We start from the raw sequence: 14,972 nt of genomic DNA, 5'->3' as shown, positions 1-14,972 counted from the left end.
TATGCGAGCTGCCTTGATTATTCCTTTTACAGCTTATAAATATCTTTATACTTATTCGTCAAATAAGTAACCAAATATTGTGGATCAAGCACTTGGCCCGTAATCGATTGAACAAGCTCAGATGGGGTGCGCATTTTACCATACTGATAAATTTTATCTGCCAGCCATTCCTTGATCGGCAGCAAATTACCTGCTTCAACAAGCTGCCAGAAATCTTGGATTTGCTGCTCCATCGTATTGGCAAATTGAGCGGCATACATATTGCCAAGCGAATAGGACGGGAAATAACCAAACGCACCGCCCGACCAATGAACATCCTGAAGCACGCCGTCGCTGTCGGTTGCTGGCGCAATGCCTAAATATTGCTTATACTTCTCATTCCAAACTTCCGGCAGCTCCGCTGCTGTAAGCCCTTCGTTAAAAATCATTTTCTCCAGCTCATACCTGATAATAATATGAAGGTTATAGGTTAGCTCATCTGCTTCAATTCGAATTAGCGAAGGCTGGACGACATTATTGCCTCTGTAGAACTGATCGCAGGATACATGGCTCAAATTTGGGAAACGGGCTTGCAGCTCCTTATAATACCGGTTCCAGAACGGCCGGCTGCGACCGATTACATTTTCCCAAAAACGAGACTGTGATTCGTGTATTCCCATAGACGTTCCCGTACAAAGCGTCGTTCCAATCAACTGGTCCATAATATTTTGCTCATATAAGGCATGGCCGCATTCGTGTATCGTGCCAAATAATGCGCTCGTCACATCATCCTTCAAGTAGCGTGTCGTAATTCGCACATCGCCTGGATTAAGTCCCGTTGCAAATGGATGCATGCTTTCATCCAGTCTGCCTGCTTCAAAGTTAAAGCCGAGCTGCTGCAATATATATAAACTAAAATCTTTTTGCGCAGCTACATCGAATTGCTGGCGTAAAAAGCTCGTGTCCGGCTGATTAGGCGAAGAGGCAATGGCAGCAGAAAGCGGCACAAGCTGCTCGCGCAGTCCGCCGAAAATCCGGTCTAGCTCAGCGACCGTCATACCTGGCTCATAAGGCTCCAGCAAAGTGTCATAACGTGTTTGCCCTGCGCCCCACAAATCGATAAATTGATTCGTATAACGAATAACCTTATCCAGGTAGGGCTTAAAACCGGCGTAATCGTTCGCTTCCTTCGCTTCCTCCCACTTCGACTCAGATTGTGATGTAATAACTACATATTCCTGATAAAGCTTAGGCGGGATTAAAACACTGCGGTTATAATCCTTCCTTGTCTCTGTTACAAGTCTTTGATCGATTTCGGATAAAGATGCAAATACTTCCTTGCGCTCAAGCTCAGACAGCCATTCACCGAGCTCTGGCGAAGTAGAGAGCTTGAACATATCCGCAGAAAGCTCGCCTATAACCTCCGAACGGACGTCCATTCCTTTACGGGGAGCCCCAGTTCTTAAATCCCAATAGAGCACGCCCAGCGCCTCTTCAAAGCTTTTAATTTTACGATTGGCAGTCTTAAAGCTGTCCAACACTTTTTTCGTTTGTTCCGACATTTGAAACCCGCCCTTCAGATTAGGTATGTACTGGCAGCCAGCTTGATGTTACATTCTCAACTGCCTATAATAATAGGTATTAAGACTTCTTCTAATTCTTGTTTAAAGGAGTGACCCATTTGAACGTTCAATTTTCCAGCAGCGCTTTGGAGAAACTGCTCCCTTACGTTGCGGACGGAACAAAGCAGCTCAAGCTGCTGCATGATACGGAAGGCTGCGGCTGTGTGCTTAGCGGAGTGCCGGCGATGCAGCTGATTGAGTCGCCTTCTGTAGATGACGCATTGCTGCAGGAAACCCCGCTGCGCTTATGGCACGAGCCGCGTCATGCCGTTTTTTTTGAGCCAAGCCTAAGAATCGATTACAACACTTCAACTGACAGCTTTAGTTTGAAGAGCGATAATCAAATCTATACGCTTGATCTCAAGCTGTACACGTCTGCAGAAATAACGGACTAGCTGTTTTCTCTTGATCTGCGCAATTCCAGCGCTGCAGCTCGGGCAGCGATAACTTCCGATCTGTCACGCAGCTTATGGCGATGAATGAGCGCATCATCCCATTTGGGACTAGGGGCGCCCCATTCCAGACTTAATGAGTCGGTTCGTCTCATGCATTCTTGCAACAAGGACTCATCCGTAATCCACATGTCGATATCTTCAAATTCAAGTCCTAATGAAGCAGCCTGCACACGTTCATCCAGCTGCTCCAGCAAATCCTCGGAGCTTATGCCGAGAGGAGTCAATGAAGACAGCTTAAGCTTGCTTGTCGCTGACTGGTACATCTTTACAGCGCCTGAACGATTGCCGCGCCTTTCATGGTATTGCCCGACAGCTACCTGTATTAAAGCAACATACAGATGGGCATAGCGATCCTCGGGATGCAGTTTCCAGTATTCTTCCAGAAGCTCGTGACATTCAAAATAATCACGCACCGCATGGAATTGGATTAAATAGGAAATTAAATGCTCATTCATTTTGTATTTAAACCTCCTCCAGTTCCCGTCTAACTATGTCTTAAAAAAAATTTATTATTTTCAAAAAAAATTGAAACCTACTTCTATCTTAGACGTACTTGTCTATGATAGCAATCTTTCAAACAGACCATTCAGGAGGAGAAAGACCAGATGAAAAAAGGACTACTAGTAATGATGGCGTTGACATTGATGTTCGCCCTTAGCTTCAGCTTCAGCGACTCAGCAGATGCCCGTCGCGGCGGCGGCATCAAATCTCCAAAACAAAGCTTCACCCAGACGCCTAAGAAAACAGATAATGTTCAGCAATCCAACACAGGCACAAAATCTACGACTGGCACAAGCTCGACAGGAGCTGCTAAATCAGGCGGATTGTTTGGCGGCAGCGGCTTTATGAAAGGACTTATGCTTGGCGGTCTTGCCGGCATGCTGTTTGGCGGACTTTTCGGAAGCATGGGCGCTTTTGGCGAAATTCTTGGTCTAATGGTTAATCTGCTTGTTATTGTTGCGATCTTTATGGTCATTCGCGCGGCGTTTGTTTATATACGCAACAAGAAGCCTAATCCGGATCAGCGGAGACCTTACTAATTATGCGCATTTATACAGACGAGATCATTAACGCAGTCTGTCTGCATATTGCTGATCGTCGCGGGGTTCGCCCCGAGGATGTTGAGGTTCAGCTATCCTGGGAGGAGCAATATGGTTTTACTGCAGAAATTTGGGTTAATGGACGCAGCCAATACTTGATTGAATCCAACTTGCTTGAAGCGATCGAGCAATATATGTTTACTCAATATGATCGACGGGTATTCCGTTCCGATATTACGCTTGATGCGGATGAGGAAGAAGGAGAATTTTGGGCTAATATTGCTAATTAATTTTCAAAAATATATGATGAAATGCCTTGTTTGCTCTTTAGAGCTAGCAGGGCATTTTTTTTGCGCCTGCCAGTTACCACTATTAACCATAGCAAACTACTATTTTTTATAGCAACTTCCCCCTCCTATACGCGTCTAACCAATAGACTACTATAAGGAGTGTGAACATTCGCCTATGAAAAAAAGATGGTCGCTGTTGCTGGCTTTGACTATCATCATTCAGTCATTTGCTGCAATGTATGCGCCACAAGCATCAGCAGCAAGCAAGATGACGCAGTATCGAGTCTATCAAAACGACAAAGCCTTGAAAGAATTTTCGACCGAAGCAGAAGCTGTAAGATACGCCAAGCAATTTAACTATTCACATGTAGAAAAAATTGCCAGCCGCAGCTGGGTATGGGATAATTTCCCCCGCTACAAGGTGTATCAAAACGGCAAGTCCAGCTCAAAGTGGGATTTTCAAACCTACAATGACGCATTAGCCTTTGCCAAAACATTATCCAATGTACATATTCGCGATCTCAACAGTATCGGCTGGGTTTACTCCTCTTATCCGCAATACCAGCTGTATCAAGGTGATAAATCTTTAGCTGGCTGGTCATTCATTACACTGGATGCAGCCAAAAAAGAAGCGAAAAAGTGGGCTAATGCTCATATTATTGATCTGAACACGAATAGCTGGATATGGGACAACTTAACTGATGCCCAGCGCAAAGCCCAAAAGGAAGCAGCAGCGGTCTACGAAATAATCGTTAATGGCGTAAAAGCCCCGGATACAAAAGCCTACTCCTTTCTGAAGGATGCTATTGATGCATCCTTGAAAATTGCCAACAGCGAAGTGCGCAATGCTAAATCTAAAGCAATTATCCATTCCAATAAAGCAAGCTACAAAGTTTTGCAAAACGGCAAGCAAATATTTGAATTTGCAACCTTGCAGCAAGCCGTAAAGGATGCCAAAAGGTGGGCTAATTCAGAAGTCGTATTTGAAGGCAATGTATTGTGGTCAGGATATCCCTATTACACGGTGTATCAAGGAGAGAAGAAGCTTAAGCATTTCATGACAAGACAAGCTGCTGTCGATTATGCAAAGGGCTATTCCAACAGCACTGCACGCACCTTGGATGAACGAATCATTTGGAGCAATATTAAATCGCTGATTTATTTAGGGTGGAACGGCAGCAGCGCTGCAGCTACTATCCATAATCATGTAGCCAATACACAAGGTCTTAATATTGATTCTCCTACCTGGTTTGAGCTTACGAAGGCAGACGGCACACTTAAGGATTCTTCCGATCCGGCAGTTGTGAAAGCGTTCCATGACAAGGGCGTTCTCGTTATGCCGCTCATTCATAATCAATTCGATCGCACGATGACATCAGAATTTCTTGCGAATAGCGAGGCACAGAAAAAGTTTATTACAGCGCTCGTTAATCGCCTCGCAGCACTTGGCGTATACGGCGTCAACATTGACTTTGAAGAAGTGTCTGGAAAAGACCGCAAAGCATACACTGCTTTTGTAACCAAGCTTGCTGAAGCTGCCCATGCCAAAAAGCTGAAGGTATCTATCGATTTGCCGCGCGGCAGTGTCAGCTGGAACCATCTGACTGCGTATGATCATGCAGCGTTGGCTCCCGTTGTTGATATGATTATGATAATGGCCTACGACGAGCATTGGAGCGGCAGCGACAAAGCAGGATCAGTAGCGAGTCTGCCATGGGTGGAAGAAGGCATAAAGCAATTTCTTGATTATGGCATTCCTCGCGACAAGCTTATGCTGGGCATTCCATTCTATGTCAGAGAGTGGCGCTTGGACAGCACAGGCAAGCTTGTCGACAATCGTGCGATAATTATGAAAGAGCTGCCTAAGCTGATTGCTGAAACAGGCGCCAGCAAAATCTACGATGCTGCGGCTGGCCAATATAAATACAGCTATGTCAAAAATGGCTATACCCATCTGTTCTGGGCAGAAACCGAGGACACTGTGCTCGCCCGCATTAACCTGGCTAAAAAGTATGATCTGGCTGGTGTAGCTGCATGGCGACTAGGCTACGAAAGCAATGAGCTTTGGACAAAAATGCTTCGTGCCAAATAGTAACTGAAAAAGGCAGTCATTAAGGTAAAAAATGACCTTGATGACTGCCTTTACTAAATATTGTACAAACATTCCATAATTGCGCCTCGCTAGCAGACGCCTTTTCATTTACGCTTCATTTACAGTAAAATTGATTTTCGCCTTTAGATCGTAGGTCGTTTTGTCCATATTTCCTGCCTGCTCTACATAAAAATGTGCTGATCCGTCCATCTCATACAAGCCTGCCGCAAATCCTTTATCTACAAAATCCATCATAAATTCAATAAATTTGGGATCATCCGATGAGCTATAGCCCCCGCTCCGCTTATATTCCTCTCTGAGCGGCTCGCCTTTTATTAAAGTCGTTTGGATAAGCGGCTCATTCATCGCATATGGAATCGAGTAATTCCGCGTCTTCTCCACAAGCGGAAAATAAAACGGAGACGCAGCATGGTAAATATCGATTTGCTCCTTCTCCCCCACATACTCCAATTCAGCATAAATAGTTACCGTATCGCCTTCCACGTACGCCTCTTTATCCGCAATCAACCTGTAAACAAAGTCATCCTGCTGCTTTTCAGCACGAATGACGCTTGGTATTGCACTGGCATTAGGCGTTTCCCTTGGCTCATCTGGCCCCGGCTTTGCATTCGAGCACCCTGCCACAACTATACATAAAGCTATTAGTATCGTTCTCAATGTCTTCATTGCTGTTGCCATGCACATTCCCACCTTTAACATAAATCAATTAATAATTGCTTATTGCGCCTGTAATAAAAAGATTATTTGATTATACACTCGCAGGACTTAAAAAACAAAAGACTTTAGCCATAAAAGACTAAAGTCTTCCGACGACATGGTCACACGTTCCGCTAATTGCCTCAAAATCGCCATTTATTTAATTTCGCGGCCACACGTTCCGCTATCCGGTATAAAATAGGGATTTTTCTGCGATTTATGGATCAACAACGGAACGTCTGTCACTTTGTCGCCTCAAAACTGTAATTTTGAACGTAATAACGGAACCTCTGACCAACAGACCAACAAGCAAGCGAGAGGAGATCCCTTTGCAATCAAGCTTGTAAATCAATACGTTTTCAGATCAGCAACCGTTTATCCTCGTTAAGACGCTTTATCCACAGCTTTTTCTTCTTCAACTGCCGGCTGCGAGCGGCGCATCCGCAATGCTAAAAAGAACGTAAGCACGGCCAAGGCAAAACCAATTATATACACAAAGCGAACGCCTCCGACAAAGGAATCCACTTGCGCAAGCGGGGATTCCGGACTGCCTGACTGTTCAAGCAAATAGTTTTGTCTTGCAGACATTAAACCGACGAATACCGATACGCCTATTGCGCCAGCTACCGGCTGCAGCGTTGACAATACTGCAGTGCCATGTGTATACATCGATTTTGGTAGCTGGTTGAGGGCATTCGTTTCAGATGGCATAAACATGGCAGATACGGATATCATTAGTAAAATATAGCCTGCAACAATTTGCCATGAAGGAGTATTGGCACTTAAAAAACTGAACATAAGCAAAGTCAGAGCTAATAAAATGGACGCCGGCACCATGAGCACTCGCGGTCCAAACTTGTCAAAGAGCTTTCCCATGACAGGCGACATTAAGCCATTAAGAATACTACCTGGCAGCAAAACGAGACCTGCCGTTGCGGCCGCAAGGCCGAGCGGCCCTTGCATAAACAAAGGTAAAATAATTTCTGAGGAAAGCATCGCCATCATCACAAGCACAAACACGATCGCACCGAGTCGGAACATTGGGTATTTAAATACTTTCAAATCCAGCAGCGGTTCCTTAAGCTTTAATTGACGAATAGAGAAAATAGTCAGCAAAATAATGCCGATTATAATGGACCCTAAAACGACCGGATTTGTAAAACCGCCCTTTGCTTCACCGGCAGAGCTAAAGCCGTAAACTAATGTGCCAAAGCCGGCCATGGATAAAATAATTGAAGCGATATCCACCTTAGGCTTCGTAATTTCTGATATGTTAACTAAGTATTTAAATGCAAACAATATCGAAAATATCATAAATGGTATAACGATAATAAACAAATAACGCCAGCCCAAATACTCGACAATTACACCGGATAGGGTAGGGCCAATTGCTGGAGCAAACATAAACACAAGACCAACAAGTCCAAGCATCGCTCCCCGCTTCTCAGGCGGATACAAGAGCAGGAATATATTAAAAATGACCGGTGTCAGCAATCCTGTTCCTACTGCCTGCATAAACCTGCCTGCCAGCAGCAGCGAAAAATCGGGTGCGGCTGCGCATATGATCGTTCCCATTGTAAAAATAATTAACGTGCCCAAAAACATTTGACGGGTAGTAAACCACTGCATCATAACAGCAGACACAGGAATGACCATCCCCATTACAAGCATAAAGCCAGTCGCCATCCACTGAACCGTCGTTATTGAAATATCAAATTCTGCCATTAAAGTTTTGAGGGCAATGTTAAGCAGCGTTTCATTCAGCATGGCAAAAAATGCGCCAATTATTAAAGAAATAACAATCGGCATTACCTTTACAGACGGGTCTTGCGACAAAAATTCATATTTTTTTGGCACGGCTCCGAGCCTTTTATTCTCTCTATCGCTCAAGTTCTTTCATCTCCTTCTCTTTCATGCGCACATACTCCATAACTTGCTTATGCGCCGTTATCAACGGCTCATTGGAAAGCTCCGTAATAGCAAAAACAGCACTTCCCTGCACCATTGAAAATATAAAAGAACATACTTCCTCAGCCATTTCCCGCGGCCAGCCCGACGTGAGAAACTTTTGCAGCAACAGCTGTCTTACCGCGCCATATGCATCGCTGCAGGCTAGGCGAAGCGGCTCGCTGATCAATGACGTTTCCAGTGCAATTAAAGCGAGCGGTATGCCGTCGTACTCGGCATTTATATCAAACTGCGAATTCTCAAGTAAAAAAATATCGATTGCTTTAACCACATCCTCTTCCCGCGCCAAATACTCCTTAAACTCCCCCACTGCTTGATGCTTCGCTCGTGCTATCGCTTCTACAGCAAGCTGTTCTTTTCCATTCGGAAAATAATAATACAAGGAGCCTTTGGGACAGCCTGACTCCTTAATGATTTGATTCAAGCCAGTAGCATGATAGCCCTGCTGCTGAAAAAGCTTTGAAGCGGCAATTAGTATGCTTTCTTTGGCATCGATTTCTCTTGGCAATGTAATTCTCCTCTTTCTTCCAATTATAACGACTGGTCTATATAATTATAATCTGACTATCCGTGGCTGTCAAACAAGGATAAACGGCTCCGCCGTCCTTTGGACAGGCGCGTTTACCGATGAAATATAAGAACAGATATAAGGTTGAAAATTTATACTTTCTAATATTTTCAAAAAAAACCGAATCCCGCAAAGCGGATTCGGCCACATGTATTTCATATCGATTCAACGTCTATATCCAGCATTTGTTTATTATAATATACCTGCACCCGGTCTGGCGGGTAAGCATGAAGACAGTAGGCAATAATCGTGCTTTGGGCCTCAAAATCTTTACGGACTACCGCATCTTCTATATAAATTTTAAGCCTGCCATTATCTTCGACTACATTAATTTTGAAGGTTTCCTTAAGCTGCTTCGCCGCTAGCTTCCCTTTATTCAAATACAGCCAATAGCGGTACTCCTTATCGCCATGTTGTTCATAAAACAGCTGGATTCCTTTCGAAGCTGGCCCGCTCTTTGACCCTTTCATAATACGGGAGGGCATTTCATTTTCATTGCTGACTACAATCAGCTTTACATCATTTTTATGTGAAACAAAAAATATTGCTGCTGCAATTAGCATTAGAGTCGATAGGATTATCGTTACAAAATTGATTTTACGCCTCATTTATATGACTCCCTTGACACATTTGCGCTGACTGCATCGCGAAAAATGAATATCAGACATTACATCCATCATATCACAAAAATTGCATGCCATTAATAGTTTCATTTAACGAAAAATCCCATTCACTTACAGCCGCTGCAAATCACTTCTGCTGCATGCTTGGCCAGCACTTTATCCAGAATGCCTACAGGCATCATCGCTTCTGAAGGCAGCGTCAACGTAACCGTAAATTGTTCTTTTTCTTTAATCACTTGATTGCATACGGAGCACTTTAATATTTGCGGTTTAAAAAAACTAAGCAATCTAATTTCCTCCCTTGCACCAATCGATATATTCAATAGGAGTCAATCCTCTCTCAATTATTGCTTATATCCGATTTTGTGTCTAGTTCCGAGCATGATCCTCAGCAACAGTATAAGTGTTAAGGTTCTGCCTCCCTTTAATCCTCATCCTGCCCCCTAATGAAAAATAGGTCCACATTCTAAGCATCCGCTCCACCGGCCCTTGCTTGAACCTTTTCAACAGCCACATAGAAGCTGCTGCTTGGGCAGCATATATCAAGATAGCCAGCAATATTCCAGCCAATATACCTATTTTGCCGAACAAGCCGAATCCGTAACCGTAAAATACAGTGGTACAAATAACGGTCTGCATCAAATAATTCGTAAGCGACATTCTGCCGACCGCCTCAAAAGCTTTAAACATGACTGATTTTCTAGTAAGAAATGAAAAAATATAGGCAGCTGTAAAAATATAAGCTAAAGCTAACAGTATGCTTCCTAACGTGCCAGCAACCCCTGCAAAGCCAGAGCCTTCTTGCCAAACGCCAAAGCCTTTAAAAAGGATGCCTTGCGGAGCAAGAATAAGAGCCAGCAGCCTGTATCGCCTGCGTTCGCTATGCGGGTTTTCAAACCAGCCCTTCTTAGCTGCAGCGATTCCAAACAAAAACATCGGAGCAAGCATTAACGGCGTAAGCAATAAAATTACTACAGCTAATCCCCCAGGTATATCAATTGGAAATTCATTATTTCGAAAGCTTAAAATATCTGAATAGCTCCCTTGCCCATAAATTTCTATAGAACGAGCAACATAATCATTAATCTTGGCATTATCACCAAACAAATCGTTGGAGCCGCCATAAGATAGCGCAGCAATTAGCAGAGCTAGAACAACTGCCCAAATAACCAGTGTCCTAGGCTTGCGCTTAAGGAATAAGAGCAGCCCGAAGCTCACTACGCCGTAGGCCATAAGAATATCCCCCTCCCACAGCAAGTAGCCGTGGAGCAGACCAATCGCTGCCAGCATCAGAAATCGCCTGACAAGCGATCGCCAAGGCTTGTAGCCTTTGCGAATCAAGCTTTCTCTCAGCTTGTAAAGCCCAAAGCCGAATAAAAACATAAAGATCGGCATAAAGCTTCCTTTCACAAATACCGTTAAACATTGATGCAAAAATAGATCGAGCTTAGTCGCTAGCGGGAAGAGCGCCAATTTCTCTTCGCCGAACATGCCATACTGAAAAATCAGCATATTAGCGAGCAAAATGCCGAGCAAGCTAAATCCCCTGATCGCATCGATTATTGTTGCACGTTCACTTTTCATTTTTGTTGTAATCACATCGCATCACCTCACTAACTAGCTTACAGCACTCTGCTAAACAGCTTCATAACGCCATCTTAATTTCCGTTTAATTATTATTATTGCAGTTTAGCTATTGTTAAGGTTAATGTGATAGCATAGCAATGGGTGATGTAACATGAATAATCAAAAAATATTAATTGTAGATGATGAAACCTCAATTGCCAAAATGCTTGAATTTATATTGCGCAAAGAAGGCTTTACGCAAGTTTATTTAGCTTACTCCTGCCAGGAGGCAATGGATCAAATCTCTCGGCACGGGGCTGACATTATTTTGCTTGATATTATGCTGCCGGATGGAAGCGGACTTGAGCTTTGCAGCAAGCTGAGACAGTTCGGACAGCCTCATATTTTCTTTTTGACAGCGAAAGCTTCCGATCTCGACGTTTTAACCGGCTTTGCTGTCGGAGGCGACGATTATATTACGAAGCCCTTCAATCCGCTTGAGATCGTAGCAAGAATTAAAGCCCGACTAAGAAGAATACAGCAGCCTGCTAAACCCGCGGGTCAGACTTCCCCTGCTGTTAAATCAAATGACGTGTATCAATACGGCAGATTTCAATTGGACGCCGCTGCTGGTGAATTAACGGTTGATGGACAGCAGGTTGCTGTACCTGCTCAAGTATTCCAGCTCTTGCTGCATTTCTGCAAATATCCCGGCATCGTCTTTTCAAAAGCTCAGCTGTATGAGGCTGTTTGGGGCATGGATGGGCTAGGCGACGACAATACTGTCATGGTGCATATTCGCCGTATCCGCGAAAGAATCGAGCTGGATCCCAGCAATCCTGCCCATTTGCTTACGGTCAGAGGGCTGGGCTACAAACTTGTGAAGGAACCGAACTTATGATGAAGGTACAAAACCGTATTACTTTACATTTCATCCTGCAGCTGATTCTTTATTCTGTTTTTGTAATTATTGCACTTTTAACATTAGTTTTTATTTTAATTGGCCGTATGACAAATGAAGAAATGAAGCAAAATGTGCCGGTTGGCGCCTTGCAGGCTGTAACTAGCGAGGCTCTATATGAAAATGGATCCATTACCCTTAATAAATACTGGGACAGCTTTTTAGTTAAGCATCAGCTGTGGCTGCAGATCATTAATAGCAACGGAAAAGTGATTCATACAATTAACAAGCCAGATGACGTTCCTGAGCAATACAATTTGAAGGAGCTTCGGGAAATTAAAGAACAACATGCATACGGCAGCTATTTTATCGAATCCGAGCTGGATCTGTTCGAGGCGGAACCGCTGCTTTATTTAATAGGCTATAAAAGCCCTCTGCGCCAGCAGCTTCTGCAATGGTACAATGCCTATGAACAGAATGGACGGCCTGACGAAACAGCTATTACCGCACTTGAAGACGAGCTAAATCAAATAGGCGGCTATCTTACGATAATCAACCATGAAGGAAAAAAGCTGTATACGATAGGTAAGGAAGCAGACAACGATTCTAATGAGCTAAAGCCGCTTGAGTTGCTCGCCATTCAAGATCGAAATGGCGATCACAGTGGACAAATTACAATGCATGTTTCGGACGACGGGCTAAATACTTGGATCCTGCACAAAGATCGGGATATGAATAGCTATGTCAAACAGCCAATATTCTCTGACATTATTCGCTCATTCGGAATTGCAGCTATTGCCATACTTGCTTTATCTTTGTTATTATCCTTCTGGCTAGGATACCGCTACAGCCAGCCTCTCATTCTTTTTGCGGGCTGGTTTAATCGAATGGAAAGCGGCAACTATGATGAAGTGCTGACTGCAAAGGACAAGCGAAAGGTTTTCCGAAGAAACGGAAAGCTCCGCACGAGATACAGACTTTACCGGGAAGCTATCCATAATTTCTACGAGATGGCGCAACGGCTTGCACAAACGGAAAAAGACAGGCAGCGGCTGGAGCGTTCTAGAGAGCAGTGGATGAGCGGTATATCCCATGATTTGCGTACGCCACTTTCAACGATACAGGGCTATGCCTATATACTCGAGCAGTCGCCGGAGCAATGGTCGAAGGACGAGCTCCAGGAAATGGGCCGTATGATTCGCGAAAAGGGAGATTTTATGCTGGAGCTGATCACCGATTTTTCCTATATTAATCAGCTCAAGCAAACCGATGCGTTGGCAGGCGCAAGACCGATCGAGCTGAACAGGCTTGTGCGCCATGCTATCATAAAATATGTAAACGATGCTACATTAACAGGGGTAGATTTTCAATACGAGGATGATGAAGCCGATGCTGTCATTATTCAAGGGAATGAGCTTTGGCTGCTTCGCTTGATGGATAATTTGATTTTCAATGCAATAAAGCACAACGCGCCTGGAATAACGATTACTACAACGGTGGAAAAAAAAGAGCATAGCGCCTCCATATCGGTTGCTGACAACGGACAAGGCATGGATTCAGATACACAGGCTATGCTCTTTGAACGATACTACAGAGGCACAAATTCCGAGGAATCCAGCAGCGGCTCTGGACTTGGGATGAGCATTGCCAAAATGATCGTAGAAGCTCATCACGGAAACATAACCGTCAAGTCGCAAATTAATCAAGGCACAATAATTACCGTCAGATTCCCGCTGTCCCAAACTAATTAATAACGCAAAAACCTCCCTGCTCACGCTTGCTAGGGAGGTTTTTATTGCAAAGGACGGTGGAACCGTTTATCCTCGTTTCACTTATAATGGCTCATACAGTTCCAGCTCTATGACTGTATTAAGCTCATCCGGCAGATCTCCGCCAGGCAAGCTAATAAAGGCTCCGCCTTCGATATCGGAATATTGCTCGGCCATCCACATCGTGCCAGACCTAAGCTCTGACCCATCCGCCAATAGCCTCGCTCGTTTAATTTTGCCCTTCAAGCCCTGGAAGTAGATTGGTCCAATTCCGCGGTCAAAAATATGCGCATACAGGAAACGTCCGTTTTGCGTATACCTTCCCCACTCAGGCTTTGCAAGCGAAGCTGCTTTGCAGCCATATATGCTGCGGCCGTTTCTGCTCAGCCAATCGCCAACAGACGACAATATTTCCTTCGACTGCTTCGGAATTTCTCCTTCAGCATCCGGTCCGACATTCAGCAGCATATTGCCGTTTTTGCTCACACATTCTACCAATGCCCGTACGATTTGGCGGGGAGATTTGTAGGCGTTGTCCGAGGCGTGATAGCCCCAATGATGATTTAGCGTAAGGCAAGCCTCCCAGGGCACCGGTCGGCCAAGCTCATCCACAACGCCGCCAGGCGGAATAATCTGCTCAGGTGAATAGAAATCGCCAGCATAATTTTCCGGCTCTGCCGCCATAAAATTGCCGCCAAGCCGATTATCAATGATGATATCCGGCTGATGAGAACGAATCATCTGGATTAATTGCTCTGCCTGCCATTTTTCGCCCGACATATGATCATAAGAGAAGTCAAACCACATAATATCGATCTTTCCATAATTCGTAACAAGCTCTTCCACTTGTCCGTGCATATAAGCAATATATCGTGAAAAATCAACTTCTTTATTTTTATAAGCTTCATGCTCCCGCATGGGGTGATAACGATCGCCGTAAGCGGGATAATGCTCATGATGCCAGTCAATAATGGAATAATAAAACCCGATCGCAATACCTTCTTCGCGGAAAGCGTCCACATATTCGCGAATCAAATCTTTACCTATTTTCGTATTGCCGGCCTTATAGTCTGTCAATTGACTATCAAACAAGCAAAAGCCGTCATGATGCTTCGTCGTCATAACGACGTATTGATGACCAGCTGCTTTGGCAAGCTTCGCCCATTCCTTTGGCTGATAGCGCGTAGGATTAAATTGCTCGAAATAGGTTTCATAGTCTTCATTAGAAATCCGTTCATTGGAGCGGACCCATTCTCCGCGCGCAGGGATTGCATACAAGCCCCAATGAATAAACATGCCGTATCTTGCTTCCAGAAACCATTTTGTTCTTATGTCCCTCTCCAGCACCAGTTGCACCTCCCATATGCTAATATAATTAATAG

At 44.3% G+C, this 14,972-nt stretch carries 15 protein-coding genes; 6 read left to right on the top strand and 9 right to left on the bottom strand.

The genetic code is table 11. From position 1 onward, the window contains the following. Positions 1–26 precede the first annotated feature (26 nt). Positions 27–1,541 (bottom strand): carboxypeptidase M32, encoded by a 1,515-nt coding sequence (locus ACRRU2_RS03125; RefSeq protein WP_432499905.1) that lies wholly within the window; start codon positions 1,539–1,541, stop codon positions 27–29. A gap of 119 nt (positions 1,542–1,660) precedes the next feature. Here ACRRU2_RS03125 and ACRRU2_RS03120 point away from each other — a divergent pair, with 119 nt between their 5' ends. Further along, the gene (locus ACRRU2_RS03120; RefSeq protein WP_331699622.1) at positions 1,661–1,996 is read left to right on the top strand and encodes an iron-sulfur cluster biosynthesis family protein; all 336 of its coding nucleotides are present in this window, start codon (positions 1,661–1,663) and stop codon (positions 1,994–1,996) included. On the opposite strand, the gene ACRRU2_RS03115 is transcribed toward ACRRU2_RS03120, so the two are convergent. Next, on the bottom strand, positions 1,993–2,511 hold the full coding sequence (locus ACRRU2_RS03115; RefSeq protein WP_432499904.1) for a DUF309 domain-containing protein: 519 nt from the start codon (positions 2,509–2,511) through the stop codon (positions 1,993–1,995). The genes ACRRU2_RS03120 and ACRRU2_RS03115 overlap by 4 nt on opposite strands. 150 nt (positions 2,512–2,661) lie before the next feature. Between ACRRU2_RS03115 and ACRRU2_RS03110 the strand changes: the two genes are divergently transcribed. From ACRRU2_RS03110 to ACRRU2_RS03100, 3 genes are all read left to right on the top strand, one after another. Next, positions 2,662–3,096 (top strand): hypothetical protein, encoded by a 435-nt coding sequence (locus ACRRU2_RS03110; RefSeq protein WP_331699624.1) that lies wholly within the window; start codon positions 2,662–2,664, stop codon positions 3,094–3,096. Positions 3,097–3,098: 2 nt separating this feature from the next. After that, on the top strand, positions 3,099–3,386 hold the full coding sequence (locus ACRRU2_RS03105) for a YxcD family protein (RefSeq protein ID WP_331699625.1): 288 nt from the start codon (positions 3,099–3,101) through the stop codon (positions 3,384–3,386). 175 nt (positions 3,387–3,561) lie between these two features. Further along, positions 3,562–5,478, top strand: coding sequence for a glycosyl hydrolase family 18 protein (locus tag ACRRU2_RS03100; RefSeq protein ID WP_432499903.1), 1,917 nt, complete (start codon positions 3,562–3,564; stop codon positions 5,476–5,478). Between the two features lie 108 nt (positions 5,479–5,586). Here the strand turns inward: ACRRU2_RS03100 and ACRRU2_RS03095 are convergent, their stop codons facing one another. From ACRRU2_RS03095 to ACRRU2_RS03070, 6 genes are all read right to left on the bottom strand, one after another. Further along, on the bottom strand, positions 5,587–6,177 hold the full coding sequence (locus ACRRU2_RS03095) for a hypothetical protein (RefSeq protein ID WP_432499902.1): 591 nt from the start codon (positions 6,175–6,177) through the stop codon (positions 5,587–5,589). Positions 6,178–6,579: 402 nt separating this feature from the next. Next, positions 6,580–8,004 carry an MDR family MFS transporter gene (locus ACRRU2_RS03090; RefSeq protein ID WP_432500089.1) on the bottom strand — a complete coding sequence of 475 codons (1,425 nt, stop codon included), beginning with the start codon at positions 8,002–8,004 and terminating at the stop codon, positions 6,580–6,582. 70 nt (positions 8,005–8,074) lie between these two features. Next, positions 8,075–8,671 carry a TetR/AcrR family transcriptional regulator gene (locus tag ACRRU2_RS03085; protein WP_432499901.1) on the bottom strand — a complete coding sequence of 199 codons (597 nt, stop codon included), beginning with the start codon at positions 8,669–8,671 and terminating at the stop codon, positions 8,075–8,077. A 215-nt stretch (positions 8,672–8,886) separates the two neighbouring features. Further along, entirely contained in the window at positions 8,887–9,339 is a 453-nt protein-coding gene (locus ACRRU2_RS03080; protein ID WP_331698804.1) for a hypothetical protein, read from the bottom strand. Positions 9,340–9,461: 122 nt separating this feature from the next. Then, positions 9,462–9,641, bottom strand: a complete 180-nt coding sequence (locus tag ACRRU2_RS03075; protein WP_331698803.1) for a hypothetical protein — start codon at positions 9,639–9,641, stop codon at positions 9,462–9,464. Positions 9,642–9,723: 82 nt separating this feature from the next. Continuing rightward, positions 9,724–10,953: a DUF418 domain-containing protein gene (locus ACRRU2_RS03070; RefSeq protein ID WP_432499900.1), complete on the bottom strand. Its 1,230-nt coding sequence runs from the start codon at positions 10,951–10,953 to the stop codon at positions 9,724–9,726. 139 nt (positions 10,954–11,092) lie between these two features. Between ACRRU2_RS03070 and ACRRU2_RS03065 the strand changes: the two genes are divergently transcribed. Together ACRRU2_RS03065 and ACRRU2_RS03060 are read left to right on the top strand one after the other, a co-directional pair. Further along, complete coding sequence (locus ACRRU2_RS03065; RefSeq protein WP_432499899.1) at positions 11,093–11,821, top strand: response regulator transcription factor; 729 nt, start codon at positions 11,093–11,095, stop codon at positions 11,819–11,821. Further along, positions 11,818–13,572, top strand: a complete 1,755-nt coding sequence (locus ACRRU2_RS03060; RefSeq protein WP_432499898.1) for a sensor histidine kinase — start codon at positions 11,818–11,820, stop codon at positions 13,570–13,572. Before ACRRU2_RS03065 ends, ACRRU2_RS03060 begins: the two co-directional genes overlap by 4 nt. Positions 13,573–13,653: 81 nt before the next feature. Here the strand turns inward: ACRRU2_RS03060 and ACRRU2_RS03055 are convergent, their stop codons facing one another. Further along, positions 13,654–14,937 carry an alpha-L-fucosidase gene (locus tag ACRRU2_RS03055; protein ID WP_432499897.1) on the bottom strand — a complete coding sequence of 428 codons (1,284 nt, stop codon included), beginning with the start codon at positions 14,935–14,937 and terminating at the stop codon, positions 13,654–13,656. Between the last annotated feature and the right edge of the window lie 35 nt (positions 14,938–14,972).

This window comes from Paenibacillus sp. GXUN7292 (assembly GCF_050864975.1).
GTDB lineage: Bacteria > Bacillota > Bacilli > Paenibacillales > Paenibacillaceae > Pristimantibacillus.
This window is presented reverse-complemented; position numbering and strand designations above follow the sequence as displayed.